We start from the raw sequence: 24,434 nt of genomic DNA, 5'->3' as shown, positions 1-24,434 counted from the left end.
TCAACCACCCGCCACGGGGCGCGCTGGCCCGCCCGGCCGGGCGGGGGGGGGACGTCCCCCCGCGCGGGGCCCCCCCAAAACCCCTCCCACGGCGGGTGTGGGCGGGCGGCCCTGTTCTGCCGGAACGTCCGGACCGTGGGAACGTCACATTTGTTGGTACGTCCTGACAAAGCTGTTGACATCCCCCGGAGGCGCCCGCATAGTACCTGCCACTAGAGCGCGCTAGTGACGCGCTCCAGTTGCCTCCCGGACCGGGCACGGCCCGCTCTCCCCAGCACACCGAGGTGCACCCGACATGCGCAGACACCACAGATCAGCCGCCCTGACCACCGCCGTCCTCGTGGGCGCCCTGCTCGCCGCCGGCTGTTCCAGCGGCTCCGGCGGGAAGAAGTCCGAGACCGGCGGCACCGACGCCGCCGCGGGCAAGGCCACCACCCCGCGGATGACCGTCGCGATGGTCACGCACGCGGCACCCGGCGACACCTTCTGGGACCTGATCCGCAAGGGCGCCCAGGCGGCGGCCGCGAAGGACAACATCAAGCTCGTCTACTCCAGCGACCCGGTCGCCGGAAACCAGGCCAACCTGGTGCAGAACGCCATCGACCAGAAGGTCGACGGCATCGCGCTCACCGCCGCCAAGCCCGACGCCATGAAGGGGGTCGTGGCCAAGGCCAAGGCGGCCGGCATTCCCGTCGTCGGCTTCAACTCCGGCCTGGACAACTGGCGGGAACTCGGCATGCTCGAGTACTTCGGCCAGGACGAGAACATCGCCGGCCAGGCCTTCGGCGAGCGCCTCAACCAGCAGGGCGCCAAGCACGCCGTCTGCGTGATCCAGGAGCAGGGCCAGGTCGCGCTGGAAGCGCGCTGCGCCGGCCTGAAGAAGGGCTTCAAGGGCACGACGGAGAACCTGTACGTCAACGGCACCGACATGCCCTCGGTGAAGTCGACCCTGACGGCCAAGCTCCAGAAGGATTCCAGCATCGACCAGGTGGTCACGCTGGGCGCCCCGATCGCCATGACCGCCATCCAGTCGGTCAAGGACGCCGGCAGCAAGGCCAAGGTCGCCACGTTCGACCTCAACAAGGACCTCGTCGCCGCCATCCAGGGCGGGGACATCGAGTTCGCCGTCGACCAGCAGCCCTACCTCCAGGGCTACCTCGCCGTCGACGGGCTGTGGCTCTACAAGACGAACGGCAACTTCAGCGGCGGCAGCACCGCTCCCGTGCTCACCGGGCCGGCCTTCGTCACGAAGGACAACATCGACAGCGTCGCGGAGTTCGCGAAGAAGGGAACGCGCTGACGGGCGCTCCTAGGAACCCTCCGCCGGGGCAGGCCCGCTGGTTCCCCGCACCACCAGCTTGGGGTCCAGCACCGCCTCCCTCGGCGGCAGTTCCCGGTTCTCCAGCCGTTCGACGGCGAAGCGGACCGCGTGCTCGGCCATGAGGGACGCGTCCTGGCGGACGGTGGTCAGGCCGATCGGCATCAGGTGGGAGAGGTGGCTGTCGTCGTAGCCGACGACGGACAGGTCGCGCGGGACCTCGACGCCCGACCGGGTCAGGGCCATCAGCAGCCCCATGGCACAGCGGTCGTTGCCGGCGAGGACCGCCGTCGGCAGCGGCTGCCCGCTGTCGCGTTCGGCCAGCAGCAGCCGGCCGGTCTCGATACCGGACTCCTCGGTGTGCTCGCCGGGGATCACCCGCGCCCGGGCTTCCAGACCGTGGCGCCGCATCGCGGCCCGGTAGGCACGGCGCCGCTCCGCCGAACCGGGACCGCGTCCGCCGTCGATGTGCACGATCCGGCGGTGCCCCAGCTCCACCAGGTGGTCCATGGCCTGCCGGACGCCCTTGCCCTCGGCGGAGTGCACGAAGTCGACATGGGCCTGGGGCACCCGGCGGCTGATCGAGACGGTGACCGTGCGCTGTCCGAGCTCGGCGAGGTAGGCGGGGTCGGCGTCCGGGCCGAGCAGGATCACCGCCTCGCAGCGGTGGCTGAGCAGCGCCTCGACGGCCTTGGCCTCGCTGCGGCCGTGGGTGGCGCCGGAGAGCAGGACGTCGTAGCCGAGCCGCTCGGCCTCGGGGTAGATGCCGGTGATGAGGTCCGTGTGGAAGGTCTGGTGCACGGTGAACATCACGCCGAGTGTGCGGCTGCGGCCACGGGCCAGCAGTCGGGCCGCGCTGTCGGGCCGGTAGCCGATCTCGTCGGCGACGCGCAGGACCCGCTCCCGGGTCTCCTGGCTGGCGCCCGCCTGGTTGCGGAAGATGATCGAGACGAGCGCGCGGGACACACCCGCCTTCTCCGCGACGTCCGCCATCGTGGGCCGCTGCCTGCCCGATGCATCCACGTGTGAACCCACCCTCCGACGCCGACCACCTTACGGGTGTCCCGCCCAGGGCCCGCACCAGGACTCGGCAATCTCCCGGCAACAACCTATTGACATGACATTTGGACTGGGGTCATCGTACTCGAACTAGAGCGCGCTAGTAGAGCGCATCAGTTTCATGCCCGCCCCCTTCCTCTCCCCGAAGGACTCTCACCATGGCAACGGTGCCAGCCCCGCTGCGTACGACCGTCGGCAACCTGTGCCTCGGTTCCGCCCCCGACTCCTGGGGCGTCTGGTTCCCCGAGGACGAGCACCAGGTGTCGTACACCCGTTTCCTCGACGAGCTGGCCCAGGCCGGGTACGAGTGGCTGGAGCTCGGCCCGTACGGCTATCTCCCCACCGACCCGCGGCGGCTGAAGGCCGAACTGGACGCCCGGGGGCTGAAGGTCTCCGGCGGTACCGCGTTCGGCGCGCTGCACCGGCCCGGGGCCTGGGACGAGATGCTCGCCCATGTCCGGCAGGTCGCCGCGCTGACCGCCGCCGTGGGCGCGCACCACCTCGTCTTCATCCCGCCGATGTACCGGGACGAGAAGACGGGCGCCTTCACCGAGTCGCCCGAGCTGACCGCCGAGCAGTGGGCCGGCTTCGGCCGGGCCGCCGACCGGCTGGGCAAACTGCTGCTGGAGGAGTACGACGTACGGCTCGTGGTCCATCCGCACGCCGACAGCCACATCCAGACGCAAGCCGAGATCGAACGGCTGCTGAACGAGTCCGACAGCCGGTACACCAACCTCTGCCTGGACACGGGTCATGTCGCCTACGGCGGCGGGGACAACCTGGATCTGATCCGCCGGTTCGGCGAGCGGATCGGCTACGTGCACATCAAGCAGATGGACCCGGAGATCCTGGCGCAGGTCGCGGCCGAGGACCTGTCCTTCGGCGAGGCCGTCAAGCGCGGGGTGTGCGTGTCACCGCCGGCCGGGGTGCCGAAGCCGGCCGACCTGGTGGGCGAACTCGCGGGGCTCGACGCCGAGTTGTTCGTGATCGTCGAGCAGGACCTGTACCCGTGTGCTCCCGAGGTGCCGCTGCCGATCGCGGTCAGCACCCGTGAACACCTGGCCGGCTGCGGCCTGTCGGGTACCCGGCGCCCGAACATCGACAGGTAAGGAGCGGCCATGGACGTCAGGGACGACACGACACCGGCCCCCATCCCACCCCCCGCCACCGCCGTTGCGGACGACGCTCCCCCGGCGGTCAGGCGGCGGCTGAGGCTGATCACGATCATCGCCACGTTCGGTGGTCTGCTCTTCGGCTACGACACCGGCGTCATCAACGGCGCCCTGCCCTACATGACCGACGACCTCGGCCTGACCCCGGTCACCGAGGGCATGGTCACCAGTTCGCTGCTGCTGGGTGCCGCGCTGGGCGCGGTGACCGGCGGCCGGCTGTCGGACGCGCGCGGCAGGCGGCGCAACATCCTGCTGCTCGCGGTGCTGTTCTTCGTCGGCGCGCTCGGCTGCACGCTCGCCCCGACGACCGAGGTGATGATCGTGGCACGGTTCGTGCTCGGCCTCGCGGTCGGCGGCGCGTCGGTCACCGTGCCGGTGTATCTCGCCGAGGTGTCGCCGGCCGAGCGGCGCGGTGCCCTCGTCACCCGCAACGAGCTGATGATCGTCAGCGGTCAGCTGCTGGCGTTCACCTCCAACGCGATCATCGCCCAGGTCGGCGGCGAATCCGGTGGCGTGTGGCGCTGGATGCTGGTCATCGCGACGGTGCCGGCGGTGGTGCTCTGGTTCGGCATGCTGGTGATGCCGGAGAGCCCGCGCTGGCTGGCCTCCCAAAGCCGCTTCGGGGAGGCCCTCGACGTCCTCAAGCAGGTGCGGTCCCAGACCCGGGCCGAGGCCGAGCTGAAGGAGGTGTCCGCGCTCGCCGTCAAGGACGAGCAGGCCAAGCTCGGCGGCTGGCAGGACATGAAGAGCACGCCGTGGGTGCGCAAGCTGATGCTCGTCGGGTTCGGCATCGCGATCGTGCAGCAGATCACCGGCGTCAACACGATCATGTACTACGGCACGCAGATCCTCACCGACGCGGGTTTCGCCGCCGACAGCGCGCTGACGGCGAACATCGCCAACGGTGTGATCTCGGTGCTGGCCACCTTCGTCGGCATCTGGCTGCTGGGCCGGGTACCGCGCCGCCCGATGCTGATGACCGGTCAGGCCGGCACGACCGCCGCGCTGTTGCTGATCGGCGTCTTCTCCCTGGCCCTGCCCTCGGGTGACGCGCGGGCGTTCGCGGTGCTCGCCATGACGGTCACGTTCCTCGCCTTCCAGCAGGGCGCGATCTCCCCGGTGACCTGGCTGATGCTGTCGGAGATCTTCCCGATGCGGATGCGCGGCTTCGGCATGGGGGTCGCGGCCGTGGTGCTGTGGCTGACCAACTTCGCGATCGGGCTGGTCTTCCCGTCCCTGGTCTCCGGGATCGGGATCTCCAACACCTTCTTCCTGTTCGTGGCGGCGGGCCTGCTGTCGCTCGCCTTCGTCAAGCGCTACGTCCCCGAGACCAAGGGCCGCACCCTCGAAACCCTCGAAGCCGAACTCCGCGCCCGCTTCTCCTGACCCTCCCTTCGAAGGAACGACCATGACCGTACGTGTAGGCGTCATCGGCGCCGGAATGATCGGCCAGGACCACATCCGGCGGCTCACCGAGGTCGTCACCGGGGCCGCCGTCACGGCCGTGACCGACATCGACGGCGACCGCGCCGCCGAGGTGGCGGCCCGGGTGGGTGCCACCGCACTGCCCACCGGCGCGGAGCTGATCGCCTCCCCCGACGTGGACGCCGTCCTCGTCACCTCCTGGGGGCCCACCCACGCCGAGCACGTCCTGGCCGCGATCGCCGCCGGCAAGCCGGTGTTCTGCGAGAAGCCGCTGGCCACGACCGCCGAGGACTGTCTGCGGATCGTCGAGGCCGAGCGGGCGCACGGCCGCCGCCTGGTGCAGGTCGGCTTCATGCGCCGCTTCGACGCCGGCTACCGCCAGATGAAGGAGGTCCTGTCGACCGGCTCGCTCGGGGCCCCGCTGATCGTGCACTGCGCCCACCGCAACCCGGCCGTGCCGGAGTCGTACCACTCCGCCATGGCCGCCCAGGACACGGCCGTGCACGAGATCGACGTGCTGCGCTGGCTGCTCGACGACGAGATCGTGTCCGCGCAGGTGGTCACCCCGCGCCCGACGAGCAAGCGGTTCGCGCATCTGAAGGACCCCCAGATCATGGTCTTCGAGACCGCCGAGGGCGTCCGGATCGACCTGGAGGTCTTCGTCAACTGCCAGTACGGCTACGACATCCAGTGCGAGGTCGTCGGCGAGGACGGCCTGGTCCGGCTGCCCGATCCGGCGGCCGTCGGGATCCGCACCGCCGCCCGGCACGGCACGGGTGTGCTCCAGGACTGGAAGGACCGGTTCGCCGAGGCCTTCGACACCGAGTTCCGCGAGTGGGTCGCCTCGGTGGCCGCCGGCACCGAGCCCACCGGCCCGTCCTCCTGGGACGGTTACGCCGCCACCGTCATCACCGACGCCGCCGTCCGGTCGCTGGAGATCGGCGGCGAGAGCGTCACCACCGACATGAAGCCCCGCCCCGCGTTCTACGGAGGGACCGCGTGAAGATCGCCCTCGACCCCTATATGTTCCGCGCCCTGCCGATCGACGACATGGTGCGTACGGTCGCCGAACTCGGCTACGAGTACATCGAGTTGTCGCCCCGCGCGGACTTCATGCCGTTCTTCCTGCACCCGCGTGCGGACGACGCGCGGGTGGCGGAGCTGAAGCAGTCGCTGCGCCGGCACGGTGTGCAACTGTCCTCGGTGCTGCCGCTGTACAAGTGGTCCTCGCCGGACGAGACCGAGCGGCAGGCCGCCGTCCGCTACTGGAAGCGGATGATCGAGATCACCGTCGAGCTCGAATGCCCGCTGATGAACTCGGAGTTCAACGGCCGCCCGGAGCGCGCCGCCGAGAGCGAGGCCGCCTTCTGGCGTTCGCTGGAGGAGCTGCTGCCGGTGTTCGAGCGCGAAGGCATCGCTCTGAACCTGGAAGCGCACCCGGACGACTTCTGCGAGGAGAACACCCCCGCCGTCGATCTCGTCCGCGCGATCAACAAGCCGTGGGTGAACTACCTCTACTGTGCCCCGCACTCCTTCCACCTCTCCGGGGCCTCGGAGGCCGGCGCCGACATCGCGGCGATGATGCGCTACGCCGGTGACAAGCTCCAGCACGTGCACGTCGCGGACTCCTTCAACCACAAGGGCTCGTCCGGCCTGCGCTACATCCTCAACCCGCCGGGCACCCCGGCCCGTATCCATCAGCACCTGGACATCGGCCAGGGCGAGGTCGACTGGGACGCCTTCTTCGGCACGCTGCGCGAACTGGGCTTCGACGGTGTCGCCACGTCCTGCGTCTTCGCCTGGGAGGAGCGGGCCCGGGAGTCGTCGGCGTTCATGCTGGACCGCATCCGCAAGGAGCTGGCCGCCTAGGGCGGTGTCCCAGAACCTCCGGCCGGGGCCCCCACTGCGGGAGGGTCCCGGCCGGAGCCCGTTTCAGGGGCTCGTGAGGACGACGAGCTGCTGGGTCGCCCTGGTCATCGCGACATAGTGGTCGACCGCTCCTTCGACGCCCGTGCCGAAGTCCTGCGGGTCGACGAGGACGACCAGGTCGAACTCCAGCCCCTTCGACAGCTCCGGAGTGAGCGAACGCACGCGGGAGGACGCCGGGCGGAAGGCGGGATCGCCGATGACGCAGGCGATCCCGTCGGCGTTCGCGGCCAGCCAGGTGCCGAGGACCGAGTGCAGCTCCGCGGTGGATCCGTGCACGACGGGAACGCCGCCGCTGCGGATCGACGTCGGCACGTTGGCGTCCGGAAGCGCGGCCCGGATGACCGGCTCGGCCTCCGCCATGATCTCCGCCGGCGTCCGGTAGTTGATGCTCAGCGTGGCCAGGTCGACCCGGTCGAACCCGACCCGCTCCAGCCGTTCCCGCCACGACTGCGTGAACCCGTGCCGGGCCTGGGCGCGGTCCCCGACGATGGTGAAGCTGCGGGACGGGCAGCGCCGCAGCAGCATCTGCCACTCCGCGTCGGTCAGTTCCTGCGCCTCGTCCACGACGATGTGCACGAACGGTCCGGCGAGCCGGTCCGGGTCGGCGGTGGGCAGGGCGCTCTCGTCGACCAGGGAGTTGCGCATGTCCTGCCCGTGCAGCATGACCAGCACGCCTTCCCCGTCGTCGTAGCTGTGGGCCTGAAGCAGGTCGTCGATGACGTCGGCCATGCGCTCGCGCTGGGCGGCGACGGCGGCCTCCCTGCGGCGCTCGCGGCGGGACGCCTCGGGGTCGCCGAGCCGCTGCCGGGCCGCGTCCAGCAGCGGCAGGTCGGACACCGTCCACGCCTGGGGCCGCGCGCGTTGCAGCGTGCGCACCTCGTCGCGGCCGAGCCAGGGAGCGCACATCCGCAGATAGGCCGGTACGGACCAGAGGTCCCCGACGAGGTCGGTCGCCTCCAGGACGGGCCAGGCCCGGTTGAAGGCGGTGAGCAACTCCCGGTCCTGTGCCAGCGACGTGCGCAGCAGGGCCTTGGGCACTTCGCCCTCGTGCTTGTCGACGAGGATCGTGAGCAGTTCCTCCCAGACCTGCTCGCGGGCCTCGTTGTGCGGTGTGCCCGGCTCCGCCGCGTCGAACGCCACGGCCCAGTCGGCGGCGCTCAGGCGGATGTCGGACCAGTGGGTCGTGACCGTCATGGCCTCGGTGGGCGGTTCCTCGTAGAACCGGACGGCCTTCTCGATCGCGCGCACCATGTCCGCTGACGACTTCAGCCGGGCCACGTCCGGGTCGGTCTCCTCCCCGGCTGTGGCTCCCTCGTCGACGAGGTCCCGCAGGACGCAGGTCTGCACGCCCTCCTCGCCGAGGCTGGGCAGGACGTCGGAGACGTAGGACAGGTAGGGCCGGTGCGGGCCGACGAACAGCACGCCGCCCCGGCGGTGCTGCCCGAGGCGCGGGTCGGAGTAGAGGAGGTAGGCGGAGCGGTGCAGGGCGACGACGGTCTTGCCGGTGCCGGGGCCGCCGTCGACGACGAGGGCGCCGCGCGAACCGGCGCGGATGATGGCGTCCTGGTCGGCCTGGATGGTGCCGAGCACGTCCCGCATCCGGGGCGAGCGGTTGGTGCCCAGGCTGGCGATGAAGGCGGACTGGTCGTCGAGCGCGGCGTGCCCGTCGAAGGCGTCGGCGGTGAACACCTCGTCCCAGTAGTCGCCGACCCGGCCGCCGGTCCAGCGGTACCGGCGGCGGCTGGCCAGGCCCATCGGGTTGGCGTGGGTGGCGCCGAAGAACGGCTCGGCCGCGGGGGACCGCCAGTCGACCAGCAGACGGCGCCCCTCACGGTCCGTGAGGCCGAGCCGTCCCACGTACACGGGCTCGGAGCCGTCGGCGGCGACCATGTGTCCCAGGCACAGGTCGAGTCCGAAGCGGCGCAGTGCGCGCAGGCGGGCGGTGAGCCGGTGGATCTCGGCGTCCCGGTCCATGGCCTGCCGTCCCTTGCCGCCGGGGGCCTTGCGCTCGGCTTCGAGACGCCCGGACAGTTCGGCGATGGACTGCTCCAGGCAGTCGGCGACGGCGGCGAAGTGCCGTTCGTCCCCGGCGATCAGCGCCGGGTCGGCTTTGTGCGAGAGGCGGTCGGGAAGGTCGAACGCGCTCGTGGTCAGGGGGGTCACGTCATGCTCCCGTTTCCGCAGGTCCTGGGCCTAGGCCGGACAGTTTGCGGCAGACGGGGGGCCTTGCCGCAAGACCCCCTGTGTGTTATAGCTTGAGAGTGGCAAGGAGAGGACTCCTTGCCTTTCTTGTTTCGGGCCGCCGTTCGTGCGGGGTCACACCGGTCCGGGCGCCGTCATCCAGCGCCACTGGGTGAACTCCTCCAGACTGGCCGTGCCGCCGATGCGGGAGCCGTTGCCGGAGATGCCCATGCCTCCGAAGGGGGCGTTCGCCGCGTCCTTGGCCGAGACGTCGTTGATGTGGACCATGCCGGTGCGCAGTCGCTCGGCGACGGCGGTCGCCCTCGGTACGGAGCCGGAGTGCACGGCGGCCGTCAGGCCGTACGCGGTGTCGTTGGCGATCTCGACGGCCTCCGCCTCGCTGTGAAAGGGAATGACAGGGGCGACGGGACCGAAGATCTCCTCGGTGAACGCGGGCATGGCCCGGTCGACGCGGTCCAGGACCGTGGGCGGGTAGAAGAGTCCGTCGCGTCGGCCGCCCGTGAGCACCCGCGCCCCGCCGGCCACGCTCTCGTCGACGATGCGCTCGATCCTGGTGGCCAGCCGCTCGCTGATGATCGGGCCGAGGACGACGCCCTCCACGCGGGGGTCACCGACGCGCAGGGCCCGTGCGTGCCCGACCAGGGCTTCGGTGTACGCCTCGACCAGATCGGCATGGACCAGGTGGCGGCCGGCGGCGACGCACGCCTGCCCCTGGTATCCGAAGCTGCTCACGGCTCCGGCCAGGGCGGCCGCGTCCACGTCGGCGTCCTCCAGCACGACGAGCGAGTTCTTGCCGCCGAGCTCCAGGACGACCCGCTTCAGCCCTTCACCGGCCACTCGGGCCACGACACGTCCGACCTCGGCGGAGCCTGTGAAGGCGACCATGGCGACATGAGGGTCCGCCGCGACCGCCTGCCCGGTCTCCGCGCCGCCCGGCAGGACGTGCAGCACCCCGCCGGGCAGTCCGGCGTCCTCGAAGAGCCGGGCCACGAGGACACCCCCGGACACCGGAGTGAGGGGGTCGGGCTTGAGCAGCACGGTGTTGCCGAGCGCCAGTGCGGGCGCCAGCACGCGCAGCGCGAACAGGAGCGGCGCGTTCCACGGGTTGATGGCGCCGACGACGCCGAGGGGCACCCGCCACGCCAGGCTCGTTCCGCCGGGGGTCTGCGGGGCCAGGACCTCGCCCCGGGGCAGGGACGCGAGTCCCACGGCGTGCGTCAGCTGGGCGAGGGCGGCGGTGATCTCGTAGTCGCCCTTGGCGGGGACGCCGGCCGACTCGCGGACGATCCAGTCGCGGAACGTGGCGCTGTGTTCCCGCAGTCCCAGGGAGGCGCGCAGCAGGACCTCGATACGGTCGGCAGGAGCTGCCGCGGCCCAGTCTCCGGCGGCCTGGGCGGCCCGTGCGCCGGCCCGGGCGACGTCTGCGGGGGAGGCGACGCCGATGTCGGCCAGCACGTGTCCGGTGGCCGGTTCGATCACCTGGCGTGTGCCGCCCTCGGGTACGCGCCAGCCCGCGCTGTAGATCTTCCCGGTCCACTCGGCCGGGTCCGGCCACCTCGTGCTGTTGCCCGTCATGGGTGCCGCCGTCCTGACATGAGGACCGATACACGCCGGTCTGTCACTCTTGTTGTCTAGTGTCGTAAGAGTGAAGGTGCGACGCACCTCGGGTCAGGGCGCTCCTGGACAGAGGCCACCACGGCGGGATCGAGGGCAGATGACGTCATGATCGGATCCGCGTCCGCCTCGGACGACGGCCCGAGCGCATGGTCGCAGGACCGGGTCGACGATGCGGCGACGGCCAGGGCCGTCGTCGACGACCTCGGTGTCGTGACCGCGTGGAACGAAGGGGCGCGGCGGCTGCTCGGTTACCGGGCCTCCGAGGTGGTCGGCCGGAAGGCCGCCGTGCTTCTCCCCGACGACGCTCCGACGCCCGCGTGGGACTCGCTGACCGGTCTGCGCAGGTGGAGCGGGACGGCCACGCTGCTGCACCGCGACGGCCACCGCGTCACCGTCGCGCTTTTGGCCCATCACCGGGACGTCGACGGGGGCGACTGGCTGCTGGTGTCACCGGTGGCCCGGCCCGCGCCGACCCCCGAGGACGACGCGTTCGTGCGGCGCAGTTTCGCCCAGGCTCCGTACGCCATGGCTCTGTATGACACCGGACTGCGGTTGCGGTGGGCGAACGCGGACATGGAACGCGTGATGGGCCTGCCCGAGCGGGAGATGCGCGGCCTGCGGGTGACGGAGATCGTCGTCGATCCGGAGAGCGACCGGGCCGAGGAGGGCATGCGCACCGCGCTGCAGACCGGTTGTCTCCAGGAGCTCGGAGCCGCGCTGCACCTGGCCGGCCATGAGCGGGAGAGCGTGTGGTCGGTGTCCCTCGTCCCCGTACGGGGCTCCGACGGCCGGCTCGAAGGTGTCCTGCTGTCGGCACACGACGTGACGGACCAGCACCTCGCACGGCAGCGCCTCGTCCTGGTCAACGACGCCAGCGTGCGGATCGGCAGCACCCTGGACCTGCCCCGCACCGCTCAGGAACTCGCCGACGTGGCCGTCCCACGGTTCGCGGACTTCGTCACGGTCGATCTCCTGCCGTCGATCGAGGGGGGCGAGGATCCGCCGCGGGGTTCTCCGCACGGTCCGGTGATGCTGCGCCGGGTCGCCTTCCAGTCGGTTCTGGAGGGCTGCCCCGAAGCCGTGGTGGGGCCCGGGACGGTGGCGGCCTACCCGGAGGGTTCCACCGCGGCGGAGTGCCTGTTGGCGGAGCGGCCGCTCATCGAGCACATCACGCCCGCCGCACTGGAGGAACTGGACCGGACGGCCCCGGACCGGGCCGAACGCATGCGGCACTTCGGGTTCCACTCGGTGCTGGCGGTTCCCATGCGCGCGCGTGGCCTCACCCTGGGCGTGGCCACGTTCTCCCGCCATCGCCGGCCCCAGGGCTTCCAGCAGGACGACCTGCTGCTGGCGCAGGAGATCACCGCTCGCGCCGCCGTGTGCATCGACAACGCCCGGCGGTACACCCGGGAGCGCGACACCTCCCTCACGTTGCAGAGCAGCCTGCTGCCGCAGCGTCTCCCCGAGCAGGTGGCGCTCGATGTCGCCTCCCGCTATCTGCCCGCCAGCGCCCGGGCCGGTGTCGGCGGCGACTGGTTCGACGTCATTCCGCTCTCCGGCGCCCGGGTCGCTCTGGTCGTCGGCGACGTCGTGGGTCACGGCATCCAGGCCTCGGCGACCATGGGGCGGCTGCGCACCGCCGTACGCACGCTGGCGGATGTCGACCTTCCCCCCGACGAGCTGCTGACCCACCTCGACGACCTGGTCAACCACGCGGCCGGCGGCGACACCACGGCCCCGCTCGAAGGCGATGTCGGCGCCACCTGTCTGTACGCCGTCTACGACCCCGTCTCGCGCCACTGCACGATCGCCCGCGCGGGCCACCCCGTGCCGGCTCTCGTGGCGCCCGACGGCACGGTCGACTTCCTCGACGTTCCGGCCGGGCCGCCCCTCGGCCTGGGCGGCCTGCCCTTCGAGTCGACCGAGCTGGAGCTGGCCGAGGGCAGCCTTCTCGCCCTCTTCACCGACGGGCTCGTCGAGGTCCGCGGCCGTGACATCGACGAGGGGTTCGACGCCATGCGCGAGGTGCTGCGGCGACCGGCTCGGGATCTGGAGGCCGTGTGCGACGCCCTGTTGCGCACCCTGCTCGGGGATCGCCCCTCCGACGACGTGGCGCTCCTCGTGGCCCGTACCCGGGCCCTCGACGCCTCGCACGTGGCGACCTGGCAGGTGCCGCCGGACCCCTCCGCGGTCGCAGAGGTGCGCAAGGCCGCATGCCGGCAACTGTCCGAGTGGGGCCTGGACGATGCCGTGTTCGTCACCGAGCTGGTCGTCAGTGAGCTGGTCACCAACGCCATCCGGTACGGCAGGCCGCCGATCGAGCTCAGACTGATCTACGACCGCTCCCTCATCTGTGAGGTGTTCGACGGCAGCAGCACCGCGCCCCATCTGCGCCGGGCCCACACCTTCGACGAAGGAGGACGCGGGTTGCTGCTCGTCGCTCAGCTCACCCAGGACTGGGGATCCCGTCAGATGACCAACGGCAAGACCATTTGGGCTGAGCAGTCACTTCTCGGCGACTGAGGCGCGCAGGAGTCCTGGACTCCCCTGCGGCCGGTTCCGTATGACACGCTCTGCGGCGAGCGGGCGGCCGGGGAACGGCCGTCGGCTGTCACGGCACCGGAGAGGCGGCGGCATGCGCATAGGACTGCTCGGCACCGGCCCATGGGCGCGGATCGCCCACGCACCCGCCCTCAGCGGGCACGACGGGCTCGACTTCGCCGGGGTGTGGGGACGCCGCCCCGAAGCGGCGAAGGAGCTGGCGGAACGGCACGGCGTCCGGGCCTACGACGACGTGGACGCGCTGTTCGCCGACGTGGACGCGGTCGCCGTGGCGCTGCCTCCCGAGGTGCAGGCCGACCTCGCCGCGCGGGCGGCGCGAGCCGGGTGTCATCTGCTGCTCGACAAGCCCCTGGCGGTGACGGTGGAGCAGGGCCGGGCGGTGGCCGAGGCCGTCGAGGAGGCGGGGGTCGCCTCCGTCGTGTTCTTCACGACCCGTTTCCAGCCCGAGCCGGCGGCGTGGATCACCGAGCAGGCGGCGGTGCCGGGCTGGTTCACGGGGCGGGCGCAGTGGCTCGGGGCGGTGTTCAGCAGCGAGAGTCCCTTCGCCACGCCGTGGCGGCGGGAGAAGGGCGCTCTGTGGGACGTCGGACCGCACGCCCTGTCCGTCCTGCTGCCGGTGCTCGGCGATGTGCGACGCGTGACGGCGGCGGCGTACGGCCCCGGGGACACGGTCCATGTCGTGCTCGACCACACGAGCGGCGCGTCGAGCACGCTCACGCTGAGCCTGACGGCACCGCCCGCCGCGTCCGGTGCCGCCGTGGAACTCCTCGGGGAGGCCGGGGTCGCGGTCCTGCCGGAGAGCTCCGACGGAGCGGTCCGTCCGTTGATGCGGGCCGCGGACGCCCTGCGCGCCGCCGCCCGGACCGGCCGCCCGCACGCGTGCGACGCGACGTTCGGCCTGCGCGTGACGGAGATCCTCACGGCGGCCGACGACCTGCTGAACGGCGGCGCCCGCTAGCGGCAAGGCCGTGAGGTGTGCGGCTGGGTCTTGGAGATGGCGCGTTCGACGAGGTGGGGGCTGACCCGCAGGCGCCGTGAGGGACGCAGTGCGGCCAGGACGTGCTGGCGGATCGTGCCGGCCGCCAGACGGGCGTCGACACTCTGTCGTGCCTTCGTGCCCTGGAGCCCGGTGTGTCCGGCGCACCGCCCGGGAGGCTGTCTATACCCTCCGGAACGGAATATTCCGGAACTGGCGCGGCTGCCAGGCGGACCAGCCGTGACCCCGATAGGAGAACAGCCATGATCCCGATGAGCCTGCAGGACATCGCGACCGTCGTCGGCGGCAGACTCCACCATGTGCCGGATCGTGGAGCCTTGGTCACCGCGCCTCCCACCTTGGATCCGCACAAGAGCAGCCACGGCCTGTTCGTCGCTCTGGTCCTGGAACGCCCCGACGGCTCGCGGGCTGACAATCACCCGTTCGCCGCCCTGGCCGTCAGCTCGGGCGCAGTGGCGGTGCTCACCGAGCGTCCGGCCGAGGAGCCCGCCGTCGTCGTGCCGGATGTGCGGGCGGCTCTCGGCGTCCTGGCCGCGCACCTGGTCGGCCGGCTCTCCAAGACCATGGTGATCGGCGTGACAGGCTCGTCAGGCAAGACCAGCACCACGGACCTGACAGCTCACCTGCTCGGATACGCGGGACCGACGGTGGCGACTCAACGCAACTTCAATGACCGGATCGGACTGCCCCTGACCATCACCACGGCCGACGCCTCCACCCGGTACCTGGTTCTGGAGGTGGCCCATCACGGCCCCGGTGACATCCGGTACCTCGCTGGGATCGCCCGGCCGACGGTGGGCGCGGTCCTCAACGTCGGCACTGCCCATATCGGCAGGTTCGGCAGCAAACAGGCCATCGCCCATGCCAAGGGCGAGCTGGTCGAGTCTCTGCCTGCCGACGGCCTCGCGGTCCTCAACGCCGACGACCCCCTGGTACGCGGCATGACTGACCGCACCGAGGCCCCGGTGGTTCTTGTCGGCCGAGCGCCGGACGCCGAGGTCCGGGCGGAGGACGTGCGCCTCGACAGGTCCGGCCATGCGCACTTCACCCTGTGCACGCCCGAGGGGAGGGCGCCGGTCACCCTTGGGCTCTTCGGTGAACACTTCGTCACCAATGCGCTCACCGCCGCCGCCATCGCACGCCACGCCGGTCTGTCGGTCGATCGGATCGCCGCCGCGCTCGGGGAGGTGAAGGCCGTGACCCCGGGGCGTATGGAGGTCTTCGAACGACAGGACGGAGTCACCATCATCGACGATGCCTACAACGCGGCACCCGAAGCGATGCGGGCGTCCCTGACGGCTCTGGCCGCGATGGCGAACGGCCGGGACACCATCGCGGTCCTCGGCGGGATGCACAAACTGGGCGACGCCTCCAAAGAGGCGCACGCTGAAATCGGCCGATTGGTTGCCGAACTCGGGATCTGCGCACTGATCGTCATCGGAGGGCCGGAGGCCCCATGGCTCGAGGAAGGAGCACGGTGGCTGGAAGAGTCAGCGCGCGCCCACGGTGCGGACAGCGTCCTGGTACCCAGTCGGCAACAGGCGCGAAAGATGCTGCACATGCTTGTGGAGCCCGGCGACTTGGTCCTGCTCAAGGGAGCGCGGGACGCCGGCCTGCAGCAACTGGCCCAGGAACTGCGGAACGACGCCCCGGCACCGGCTCAGCCGACGCGGGGTCCGGCACGCGCATCTGCGGCGTCGTCGTCGGTTGCCGACGTTACGCCGGCCCGAAGTTGAGGCGTTCCTTGACCACTGGGAAACCGGCCTTGGCGAAGTTCGCGGCCATGGGGAAGTTGCCCTTGTCCGTGGCGGCCGCGACGAACTCGGCGCCCTGTTCGGCCAGGAAGTGGGTGCACTCGGCCAGCAGGTCGTAGGCGTAGCCGTGGCCCCGCCGGCCGGGCAGGACTCCGATGAAGCCGATGCACGGGCCCGACGGATTGTGGGCCGGGATGTGGATGCCGACCGGTTCGCCTTGTGGTGTGTGCGCTACCTGCCACCACTCCCGGGGCGAGGGGCACCAGCGGAAGAAGTCGAGTTCCTCCTGGGCCGCCTGGTCGAGTCCGCCCTGCTCGACGGCCTTCAGCGCGTGGGCGTCCAGCGTGACGGAGTGGATACGGCGCAGCGCGTCGAAGAACACGGCGTCGTCCGGTTCGGCGCGGAACACCAGACGCCCGGGCCGCTCGGGCAGACCGCGGTCGGGCGTCCACCGGTACAACAGGCGTTCCACGAGGAGGTCGTAGCCGGCCTTTCGTGCGGCGGTGGAGCGGGTCTCGGCCGCGGCGCGCAGGGCCGGGTCGTCGCGCCAGCCCGCCGGCAGATTCAGTTCCAGTTCCACCTGCCAGGGGGCGGAGCGCAGGAGTGCGGCGCCCGCTTCCTCCTCACCGTCCGCCACGTCGAACCAGTTGAGGTTGACGGGCTCGGTGTCGTCGGGACCGCCCCACCAGGCGCCGCGGGCCACCACCCTGCCGTCGCGCAGGGCCACGCGCTTCCAGTCGGGGCGGTGCCGGGTCAGCCGGTGGCCGTCACGGGCGCCCAGCGGATCGGGCAGGGTGTCGAAGAGGTCGGCGTCGCTCGCGTCGAGCGCGCGGATGACCACGTCGGTCACGAAATTCCTCCAGGATGGCTGCTGCGGAGAGCCATCGGCTTTCCGCAGCGCCTTAAGACGGTGCCCTATATGGTGATCGCTCGTTGGCCTGTGGACGGGGCGGGGTACATGGAGCTGGATTGTTCCGGACGGACTGTGGGACACGCGAAGCCGCTGATCCCACCGTCGAACATGCGGCCGCAGGGCGTCGGCACGCAGGATACGCCTGATGAGACGCTGTTTGCGGCGAACCCCCTGATCTGGTCGCGGGCCGGGGTCTGGGGCCGGCCGCACGAAGCGGTCCTGCACGGGCTCGACGACGCCGGCCTCATCGAGGGCGTCGGAGGATACGCGTCAGCAGGGTTGAGCTGAGGCGTCGGATACTGTATGGCCGTGAGAGAACGGGCGACCATCGGCGATGTCGCTGCACGAGCCGGGGTGGGCGTGGGCACGGTTTCGCGCGTCCTGAACGGCAGCCGGAATGTCAGCGACGACACCCGTGAGCGGGTGCTGCGGACGATGTCCGATCTGGACTACCGGCCCAACCGGCGCGCTCGCGCCTTGTCCACGGGACGCACCCAGAGCGTCGCCGTCATGGCGCCCTTCGCCACCGAACCGTCGGTCGTCGAGCGGCTGCGCGGTATCTCGCGGGTCCTGCAAGCCAGCGACCACGATCTCACGCTGCTCGATGTGGTCACCTCGGATGAGCGTGATCAGCAGTATCGGGCGGTGGCCACCGGCGACCGCTTCGACGGGCTGCTGGCGATCTCGCTCCGTCCCACTGACGACGACGTGAAACAGTTGGCACGTGCCGGTCTGCCCACGGTCCTGCTGGACTGTGATCACCCGGACCTGCCGCGCGTGGTGATCGACGACGTCCGTGGCGGCATGCTGGCGACGCGTCATCTGCTGCAACTGGGCCATCGGCGGATCGCGTTCATGGGCGAGGAGGCCGACGACCGTTTCCGTTTCACCGCGAGCGCCCGTCGGCGCGAAGGCTGCGAGCTGGCGCTGAAGGCATACGGCTTGGCGCTGGAAGAGCCCTACGTCCGGGTCGGACCCCACGGTCGCGCGGTGGCCCATCGCCTCACCGACGAACTCCTGGCTCTTCCGGAGCGCCCCAGCGCGATCGTCGCCGCTTCCGACACTCAGGCTTTGGGGGTACTCGAAGCAGCGAGCTCATCCGGCGTGCGGATCCCGCAGGAGCTGTCCGTCGTGGGCTTCGACGACCTTGACGTGGCGGCCTACGTAGGACTCACCACCGTGCGCCAGCCCCTCCACGCCAGCGGCGAGATCGCCGCACGCCTCTTGCTGGAACGCATCGGCCGGCCCGTCGGCGACCCCGTGGAGAAGGTGCTGGAACTGGAGGTCGTGCCTCGGCGTACCACCCACGTCGCCGGGGCCTGATCCCCGGCACGCCGGGCGTTGGAGCCGTTTCCATAATCTTCCAGCGTCTGTTTCTCCGCCTTGGCTCGCCTTTGCATTTTCAACCTCAGAACTTCACTTGCCTGCCCCTGCCGTCACTTCTGTGAGTTGAGATACGGTCACGCGCGGAACCGGTTCCACCCCTTCCACTCGAGCCTCTCTTCTTCGAAGGGTGACGCATGCACAGAGCACGAAAAGCACTGCTCCGGCTGGCCACGGGATTACTCGCCCTTGCCGCGCTGGGCAGCACGGCGACTCCGGCTTCCGCCGCCGCACCGGACCAGTCCCGGGCGGGAATACGGCAGTACAGCGCGGACGACGACTACACGGCTGTCTGGTCCCGCGCCGACGCGTTGAAGCTCCGCCAGGACAAGACGAACACCGCGCCACGCGTGTCGCCCGACTTCCCGGTGATGAGCGACAAGGTGTGGGTGTGGGACACCTGGCCGCTCACCAGGCTCAACACGAAGACCGCCACGTACAAGGGCTGGCACGTCATCTTCTCGCTGACGGCCCCGCGCTCGGTTCCCTTCGGCGACCGGCACTGGTACGCGAAGATCGGCTACTTCTACTCGCGCGACGCCAAGAGCTGGAAGTACGGCGGCGACCTGTTCAAGCCCGGCACCTCATTCGGCTCACGTGAGTGGGCCGGCTCGGCAGCCCTCGTCGGCGACAAGGTGTACTCCTTCTACACCGCCTCCGGCCGCGACAACGGTGGGGTCGACCCCAACGATCCCTTGCAGCGCCTGGCGATGGCGACCGGTCAGATCCACGCGGACAAGAACCGCGTGTGGTTCGGCGGCTTCCAGGACCACCGCATCATCGCCGAGGCCGACGGCAAGCTGTATCAGACCATGGAACAGTCGCAGGCGGGCCCGATCATCTACGCCTTCCGCGACCCGTTCGTCTTCCGCGACCCCCGGGACGGCAAGGTACACCTCCTGTTCGAGGGCAATACGGCCGGCGTAGCCGGCACGTACCGGTGCACCGAGCGCGACATAGGTGACGTCCCGGCCGACCACGAGGTGCCGGAAGACGCCAAGTACTACACGGGCAACATCGGGCTGGCCACGGCTGAGGACGACAGCCTGGAGAACTGGCGGCTGCAGCCGCCTCTGCTCTCGGCCAACTGCGTGAACCAGCAGACCGAACGCCCGCACCTGGTCATCCGCGGCGGCAAGTACTACCTGTTCACGATCAGCCACAAGTTCACGTTCGCCCCAGGGCTGCATGGCTGGGACGGCCTCTACGGATTCATCGGTTCGTCGCTGCGCAGCGACTACCAGCCACTCAACGGCAGTGCACTGGTCCTGGGCAACCCGGAGGAAGCCCCGACACAGCAGTACTCGCACTACGTGATGCCCAACGGGCTGGTGGAGAGCTTCATCGACACGGTCCCGACCGCTGACGGGGGGACCCGCTTCGGCGGCACCCTCGCACGCACGCTCGTGCTGTCCCTGCGGGGCGACACGACCAAGCTCATCAGCCAGTTGGACTACGGCTTCATCCCATAACCGGTCTCAGTCGAGCAACCCACCGGGCCGGTCACCCCAAGGGTGGCCGGCCACGGCCGTCCCGCGCGGCCGCGTGCACGGCCTTGGCGTGGTGGGTGGCCGCGCGGGACGGCAAGGCGTACGGCTTCGCCTTCGACGACGTGGCCGACTTCGCCTCGTACGTCCAGGGCACGGCGCCGACGGGGCTGCGGCTGACGCTCACGCCGTTCTTGCGGGCGCGCACGCCGTTCGGGCGCGGGCCCGGAATGCGGCGCCCGGTGGGGCGTAGCAGCGTGGTGGTGTGAGTGGTGTGCGCGCCCGGCTGCCGCGCCGCGACCGGGACCTGGACCGGCGGGGCTGGCTGCGTGGCGCGCCCCCGCCGGTCTGGGCTCGGGTGCTGCCGTCCGTGCTGCTGGCGGGCGTCTGCGCGGCTGAGCTGATCAGTCCGGAGCCGCTCGACATCGGCTTCCTGCTGGGTGCGATCCCGCCGCTGGCCGTGCTGGCGCACGGGCCGGTCGCGACGGCGGTGCTCGGTGCGCTGTCGGTGGTCGTGCTGACGGTGCCGGTCTTCCGTCTGAACGACCCCGGCAGCACCGATCTGCTGACCGTGTGCTTCGTCGCAATGCTGAGCGTGCTGCTGTCGTACGTGCGCAGTCGGCGTGACGCGCAGCTGGTCACCGAGCGGGCCGTCGCCGAGGCCGCGCAGCGGGCCGTGGTGCCGCCGCTGCCGGAGCGGGTCGGCCCGGTGCGGTGCGCGGGGCTGTACCGGGCCGCGCAGAGCGGGACGCTGGTCGGGGGCGACTTCTTCGACGTACGCGCGGGCCCCTACGGCGTACGGGCGGTCATGGGCGATGTGCAGGGGCACGGGCTGTCCGCGGTGGCGACGGTCGCTTCGCTGCTGGGGGCCTTCCGGGAGGCGGTGCTGGACCGGCCCGATCCGGAGGCGGTGGCGGCCCGGCTCGACCGGAGGCTGGTGGTGGACTCCGCGGGCGAGCGGCATGCCGAACTGTTCGCGACGGCGGTGCTGCTGGACTTCTCCGCCGACGCGCGTGTGGTGCGGATCGTGGCGTGCGGGCAGTCCGGGCCGTTGCTGCTGCGGGACGGGCGGGTCGTCGAGCTGGACGTCGAGCCGTGCACACCGCTGGGGCTGGGCCTCGCCGAGGCCACTGGGCCGAAGGTCGTCTCGGTCCGGCTGCGGACCGGTGACCGGCTGTTCCTCGCATCCGACGGTGTCACCGAGGCCCGGGACGCGGGCGGGGTCTTCTATCCCCTCGCCGAGCGGCTGCCGGTACTCGACGACGAGGATCCGGCAGGGCTGGCGGAGCGGGTGTGGACCGACCTCGTCCGGTACTGCCCGGATGTGCGGGACGACGTCACGATGCTCGTGCTCGCGCCCCGTGGGCGGGACGGGCCCTGACGGCGGCCGGCGGCGGCCCTTCGGCGGCTCCCGGCACGTTTCCCGCAGGCTGGGCGGGGCTCTCGGCAGGGCCTGGGGCCGGCTGTGCGCGGGGTTGCGGGGCCGGGGGCCCGGCTCTCCGGATGCACGGTGGGCTCTGGCGTTGAATGGTGGTCTCGGGCCCGTTTTTCAGCACCGGGGCCGCACCAGCGATCCGGACCCTAGGAGCAGAGAACATGTCGACTTCACAGCCCGCCGCATCCCGGCCCCCCGAGGACCGCACCACCCCGGACCGCCTGCTGCACGCCCGCACCGGCACCGACGTGTCACCGGAGGACCTCGTCCTCGCCTCGGGCAAGGACCTCACCCCGCACACCCTGGAATGGGCCAGGCGCAAGCTGGCGGCGGAGGGCCCGGCCGCGCTGGAGAAGCTGCTGCCGTAGCCCCCGGGCGGAGCGTCACGCCCTGCCGTCGTCCTCCGGCAGGGCGCTGTCGTCCTCCACCACGTGGACCGCCGCCTCCTCCGCACCGGCCGCACCCCCGTCGATGCCGATGTCCGTGGCGACGGTCTCCTTCGTCGTGTCGGGGTGGGCGCCCTCGTCCGGGGCGACCAGGCGGCCCGCGCGGGCGGTGCCCGCCTCGGGGTCGACCGGCTCGCCGTCGCTGTCGGGGGTGTCGCCCACGCCGTCCCCGGCGGGCTCGGCGGACACGTCGGGGACCTCCTGGGAGAGGCGGTCGTCGAGGGTCTCGCCCTCGTGCTGCTCGGCGGCGGTGGTGCCGCGCTTGGTGACGCCGAGCGGCTTCTCCGGCGGGGAGTGGCCCTCGTCGAGGATGTCGTCGTAGGTCCGTTCGTCGACGGCGTCCTGGAGGTCCAGGGGCGCGGCGTCCTCCTGCTCCTCGTTGCTCCCGGTGGGCTGGTACGCGTCGTCCGCCATCGGCTCGGGGCGCATCGGTTCCGTGCCCATCACTTCTGCCTCCCTGTCGCGCTGCGTCGACTCGTTCGTCTGTCTCATGTGCCCGTTCCGCGTTTCCCGTTACGCGGGCTCTAACCTTCCCGCCCCGGCCGGACCAGGCCACCCGTCCACTTCGCCTCGATGCGCCCGAGCCTCCAGACCAGCAGCGCGACGGCCCACGTGGCGACGAACAGCGCGACGACGACGTACCCGAGGACGTTGAGGTCGAGGCCGGAGATCCAGTCCCAGAAGGGGCCGTGCAGGCCGAGCCGCGCCACGAGCAGACCGAGGAGTTCGACGGTCCCGATGAGCAGGGCCACGGCGACGGACAGGCCGGTGATCGTAAGGTTGTAGTAGACCTTGCGGACCGGCTTGGAGAAGGCCCAGCCATAGGCGAAGTTCATGAACGAGCCGTCGACGGTGTCCAGGAGGCACATCCCGGCGGCGAACAGGACGGGCAGGCACAGGATCGCGTACCAGGGCAGACCGGACGCGGCGCCGGAGCCGGCCAGGACGAGCAGGGCGATCTCGGTGGCGGTGTCGAAGCCGAGGCCGAACAGCAGGCCCAGCGGGTACATCTGCCCAGGCCTGGAGACCGATTTCATGACTCGGCCCAGGAGTCGGTTCATGAAGCCGCGGTTGTTCAGCTGGTCCTCCAGGGCCGCCTCGTCGTAGTGGCCCGAGCGCATCCTGCGGAAGACCTTCCAGATGCCGGCGAGGACGACGAGGTTGACGGCCGCGATGAGGTAGAGGAACGTCCCGGAGACGGTCGTGCCGATCAGGCCGGTGACGTCGTGCAGCGAGGAGCCGCCGTCGCGGACCGGCCCGGCCAGCGTCTTCACGCCGAGAGTGAGCAGGAAGGCCAGGACGAAGACGACGCTGGAGTGGCCGAGGGAGAACCAGAAGCCGACGGACAGCGGCCGCTGCCCCTCGCCCATCAGTTTGCGGGTGGTGTTGTCGATGGCGGCGATGTGGTCGGCGTCGAAGGCGTGCCGCATGCCGAGCGTGTACGCGGTGACGCCGATGCCGACGCCGAAGGACTGCGTGCCGATGGCGTGGTGCTCGGGGGCGACGATCACGACGAGGGTGAACCAGCCGATCACGTGCAGAGCCACGATGACGGCGGCCATCCCTCCCGCCCTGGTCCACTCCTGCCGCGTCATGGAGGTACGGACGCGGTGCCGGGCCGTGGCGGGGAGGGGCGGAGTGGACTCGGGGGCGGCCGTCATCGGGGGAGGGTCTTTCTGCAGGACGGACGGCTGCGGGAAACAGCCTCGCGCCATCCTCCAGTACTTGCGATCTATGCGCAGTAAAGCCCGCGACAGGTCTTGTCCATGGATCCCAAAACCCCGCGGGATCCAGAAAACCGCAGGCCCGGAAACTTCGGGTCACCGACGAGCTCCCGGGCCGGGCACCCTGCGGCCTGATGTCACACCCCGGCGTGCGGTCCGTCCGGCCGGCCGCGGCGCTGCTCGACCATCTCGCGGCTCAGCTCCTCCGTCTCCGTCTCCGGCAGCCGCTCGAAGCCGTCCTCCGTGATGACGGAGACGACGGGATAGATGCGGCGGGTGAGGTCCGGGCCGCCGGTCGCGGAGTCGTCGTCGGCCGCGTCGTACAGCGCCTGGAGCGCGGCCAGGGCGGCCTCGCGCCGGGACATGCCGGGGCGGAACAGCTTCTTCAACGCGCCCCGGGCGTACGGCGAGCCGGAGCCCTCGGCGTGGAAGCCGGACTTCTCGTAACGGCCGCCGGCGACGTCGAAAGCGAAGATGCGGCCGCGCCCGCCCTCGGGAGCCGCGGGATCGTAGCCGGCGAGCAGCGGGACGACGGCGAGGCCCTGCATGGCCTGGCCCAGGTTGCCCCGGATCATCGTGGCCAGCCGGGTGGCCTTCGCGGCGAGGGTCATGGGGATGCCCTCGACCTTCTCGAAGTGCGTCAGCTCGACCTGGTAGAGCTTCACCAGGTCGAGCGCGAGCCCGACGGAACCGGCGAAGGCCACGGCGGTGTGGTCGTCGGCGGGGTGCACCTTCTCCAGGTCCCGCTGGGCGATCAGGTTGCCCATCGTCGCCCGCCGGTCGCCCGCGATCAGCACCCCGTCGCCGAAGGTGAGGGCCAGCACGGTCGTGCCGTGCGGGGCGCCCTCGGCGCGGACGCCGTCCGGGAGGATCCGGCGGGTGCTCAGCAGGTGGGGGCGGTGGGCCGCCAGGAACTCGGTGAAGGACGAGGAGCCCGGCGTGAAGAACTCCTCCCCCAGCCGCCCCTCGTGGTCGATCCCCGCCATGGCGTTCCCCCCTCGTCCGTGACCT

19 protein-coding genes and 2 pseudogenes are annotated in these 24,434 nt (G+C 71.1%); 14 read left to right on the top strand and 7 right to left on the bottom strand.

Going from position 1 to position 24,434, the window contains the following annotated elements; translation table 11 throughout:
* The first annotated feature begins 295 nt into the window (after positions 1-295).
* On the top strand, positions 296-1,300 hold the full coding sequence (locus ACFZDA_RS16615; RefSeq protein ID WP_391081179.1) for a substrate-binding domain-containing protein: 1,005 nt from the start codon (positions 296-298) through the stop codon (positions 1,298-1,300).
* 9 nt (positions 1,301-1,309) lie between these two features.
* Here the strand turns inward: ACFZDA_RS16615 and ACFZDA_RS16610 are convergent, their stop codons facing one another.
* Positions 1,310-2,311, bottom strand: a complete 1,002-nt coding sequence (locus ACFZDA_RS16610; protein WP_391081731.1) for a substrate-binding domain-containing protein — start codon at positions 2,309-2,311, stop codon at positions 1,310-1,312.
* 224 nt (positions 2,312-2,535) lie between these two features.
* Between ACFZDA_RS16610 and ACFZDA_RS16605 the strand changes: the two genes are divergently transcribed.
* The 4 genes from ACFZDA_RS16605 to ACFZDA_RS16590 are packed head-to-tail and all read left to right on the top strand — an operon-like array spanning position 2,536 to position 6,843.
* A complete protein-coding gene (locus ACFZDA_RS16605) occupies positions 2,536-3,486 on the top strand; it encodes a TIM barrel protein (protein ID WP_391081176.1) in 951 nt (316 codons plus the stop codon).
* A gap of 9 nt (positions 3,487-3,495) precedes the next feature.
* Positions 3,496-4,935, top strand: a complete 1,440-nt coding sequence (locus ACFZDA_RS16600; protein WP_391081173.1) for a sugar porter family MFS transporter — start codon at positions 3,496-3,498, stop codon at positions 4,933-4,935.
* A gap of 22 nt (positions 4,936-4,957) precedes the next feature.
* Complete coding sequence (locus ACFZDA_RS16595) at positions 4,958-5,977, top strand: Gfo/Idh/MocA family oxidoreductase (RefSeq protein ID WP_391081168.1); 1,020 nt, start codon at positions 4,958-4,960, stop codon at positions 5,975-5,977.
* On the top strand, positions 5,974-6,843 hold the full coding sequence (locus tag ACFZDA_RS16590) for a TIM barrel protein (protein WP_391081165.1): 870 nt from the start codon (positions 5,974-5,976) through the stop codon (positions 6,841-6,843). The genes ACFZDA_RS16595 and ACFZDA_RS16590 overlap by 4 nt, the downstream gene beginning before the upstream one ends.
* Positions 6,844-6,906: 63 nt before the next feature.
* On the opposite strand, the gene helR is transcribed toward ACFZDA_RS16590, so the two are convergent.
* On the bottom strand, positions 6,907-9,066 hold the full coding sequence (gene helR / locus ACFZDA_RS16585) for an RNA polymerase recycling motor ATPase HelR (RefSeq protein WP_391081162.1): 2,160 nt from the start codon (positions 9,064-9,066) through the stop codon (positions 6,907-6,909).
* Positions 9,067-9,219: 153 nt separating this feature from the next.
* The gene (locus ACFZDA_RS16580) at positions 9,220-10,680 is read right to left on the bottom strand and encodes an aldehyde dehydrogenase family protein (RefSeq protein WP_391081159.1); all 1,461 of its coding nucleotides are present in this window, start codon (positions 10,678-10,680) and stop codon (positions 9,220-9,222) included.
* Between the two features lie 147 nt (positions 10,681-10,827).
* Here ACFZDA_RS16580 and ACFZDA_RS16575 point away from each other — a divergent pair, with 147 nt between their 5' ends.
* From ACFZDA_RS16575 to murF, 3 genes are all read left to right on the top strand, one after another.
* Complete coding sequence (locus ACFZDA_RS16575; protein WP_391081156.1) at positions 10,828-13,245, top strand: SpoIIE family protein phosphatase; 2,418 nt, start codon at positions 10,828-10,830, stop codon at positions 13,243-13,245.
* 112 nt (positions 13,246-13,357) lie between these two features.
* Entirely contained in the window at positions 13,358-14,242 is an 885-nt protein-coding gene (locus ACFZDA_RS16570) for a Gfo/Idh/MocA family oxidoreductase (RefSeq protein ID WP_391081153.1), read from the top strand.
* A 281-nt stretch (positions 14,243-14,523) separates the two neighbouring features.
* Entirely contained in the window at positions 14,524-16,017 is a 1,494-nt protein-coding gene (gene murF / locus ACFZDA_RS16565) for a UDP-N-acetylmuramoyl-tripeptide--D-alanyl-D-alanine ligase (protein WP_391081150.1), read from the top strand.
* Here the strand turns inward: murF and ACFZDA_RS16560 are convergent.
* Positions 15,998-16,885 carry a GNAT family N-acetyltransferase gene (locus ACFZDA_RS16560; protein WP_391081148.1) on the bottom strand — a complete coding sequence of 296 codons (888 nt, stop codon included), beginning with the start codon at positions 16,883-16,885 and terminating at the stop codon, positions 15,998-16,000. The genes murF and ACFZDA_RS16560 overlap by 20 nt on opposite strands.
* Before the next feature lie 88 nt (positions 16,886-16,973).
* Between ACFZDA_RS16560 and ACFZDA_RS16555 the strand changes: the two are divergent.
* The 6 genes and pseudogenes from ACFZDA_RS16555 to ACFZDA_RS16530 all read left to right on the top strand — a co-directional run.
* Positions 16,974-17,200: pseudogene (locus ACFZDA_RS16555) on the top strand (IS5/IS1182 family transposase); the annotation flags it as partial.
* 51 nt (positions 17,201-17,251) lie between these two features.
* Positions 17,252-18,271 carry a substrate-binding domain-containing protein gene (locus tag ACFZDA_RS16550; RefSeq protein ID WP_391081144.1) on the top strand — a complete coding sequence of 340 codons (1,020 nt, stop codon included), beginning with the start codon at positions 17,252-17,254 and terminating at the stop codon, positions 18,269-18,271.
* 197 nt (positions 18,272-18,468) lie between these two features.
* Positions 18,469-19,803 (top strand): glycoside hydrolase family 68 protein, encoded by a 1,335-nt coding sequence (locus tag ACFZDA_RS16545; protein WP_391081141.1) that lies wholly within the window; start codon positions 18,469-18,471, stop codon positions 19,801-19,803.
* A 98-nt stretch (positions 19,804-19,901) separates the two neighbouring features.
* Positions 19,902-20,012 (top strand): annotated as a pseudogene (locus ACFZDA_RS16540) (beta-1,3-glucanase family protein); the annotation flags it as partial.
* A gap of 71 nt (positions 20,013-20,083) precedes the next feature.
* The gene (locus tag ACFZDA_RS16535) at positions 20,084-21,199 is read left to right on the top strand and encodes a SpoIIE family protein phosphatase (RefSeq protein WP_391081138.1); all 1,116 of its coding nucleotides are present in this window, start codon (positions 20,084-20,086) and stop codon (positions 21,197-21,199) included.
* 215 nt (positions 21,200-21,414) lie between these two features.
* Positions 21,415-21,621: a hypothetical protein gene (locus ACFZDA_RS16530; RefSeq protein WP_086559617.1), complete on the top strand. Its 207-nt coding sequence runs from the start codon at positions 21,415-21,417 to the stop codon at positions 21,619-21,621.
* 15 nt (positions 21,622-21,636) lie between these two features.
* Here ACFZDA_RS16530 and ACFZDA_RS16525 read toward each other — a convergent pair whose 3' ends face one another.
* From ACFZDA_RS16525 to prcB, 3 genes are all read right to left on the bottom strand, one after another.
* Positions 21,637-22,128, bottom strand: a complete 492-nt coding sequence (locus ACFZDA_RS16525; RefSeq protein ID WP_391081728.1) for a DUF5709 domain-containing protein — start codon at positions 22,126-22,128, stop codon at positions 21,637-21,639.
* Between the two features lie 95 nt (positions 22,129-22,223).
* Positions 22,224-23,360: a HoxN/HupN/NixA family nickel/cobalt transporter gene (locus ACFZDA_RS16520; RefSeq protein WP_391081134.1), complete on the bottom strand. Its 1,137-nt coding sequence runs from the start codon at positions 23,358-23,360 to the stop codon at positions 22,224-22,226.
* Positions 23,361-23,560: 200 nt separating this feature from the next.
* Positions 23,561-24,409: a proteasome subunit beta gene (gene prcB / locus ACFZDA_RS16515; protein ID WP_391081131.1), complete on the bottom strand. Its 849-nt coding sequence runs from the start codon at positions 24,407-24,409 to the stop codon at positions 23,561-23,563.
* Positions 24,410-24,434 lie beyond the last annotated feature (25 nt).

The sequence above is a fragment of the Streptomyces sp. NPDC007991 genome (assembly GCF_042958445.1).
Taxonomy (GTDB): Bacteria; Actinomycetota; Actinomycetes; order Streptomycetales; family Streptomycetaceae; genus Streptomyces.
Note: the sequence above shows the minus strand (reverse complement) of the source record. Positions and strands in the feature narration are given on the sequence as shown.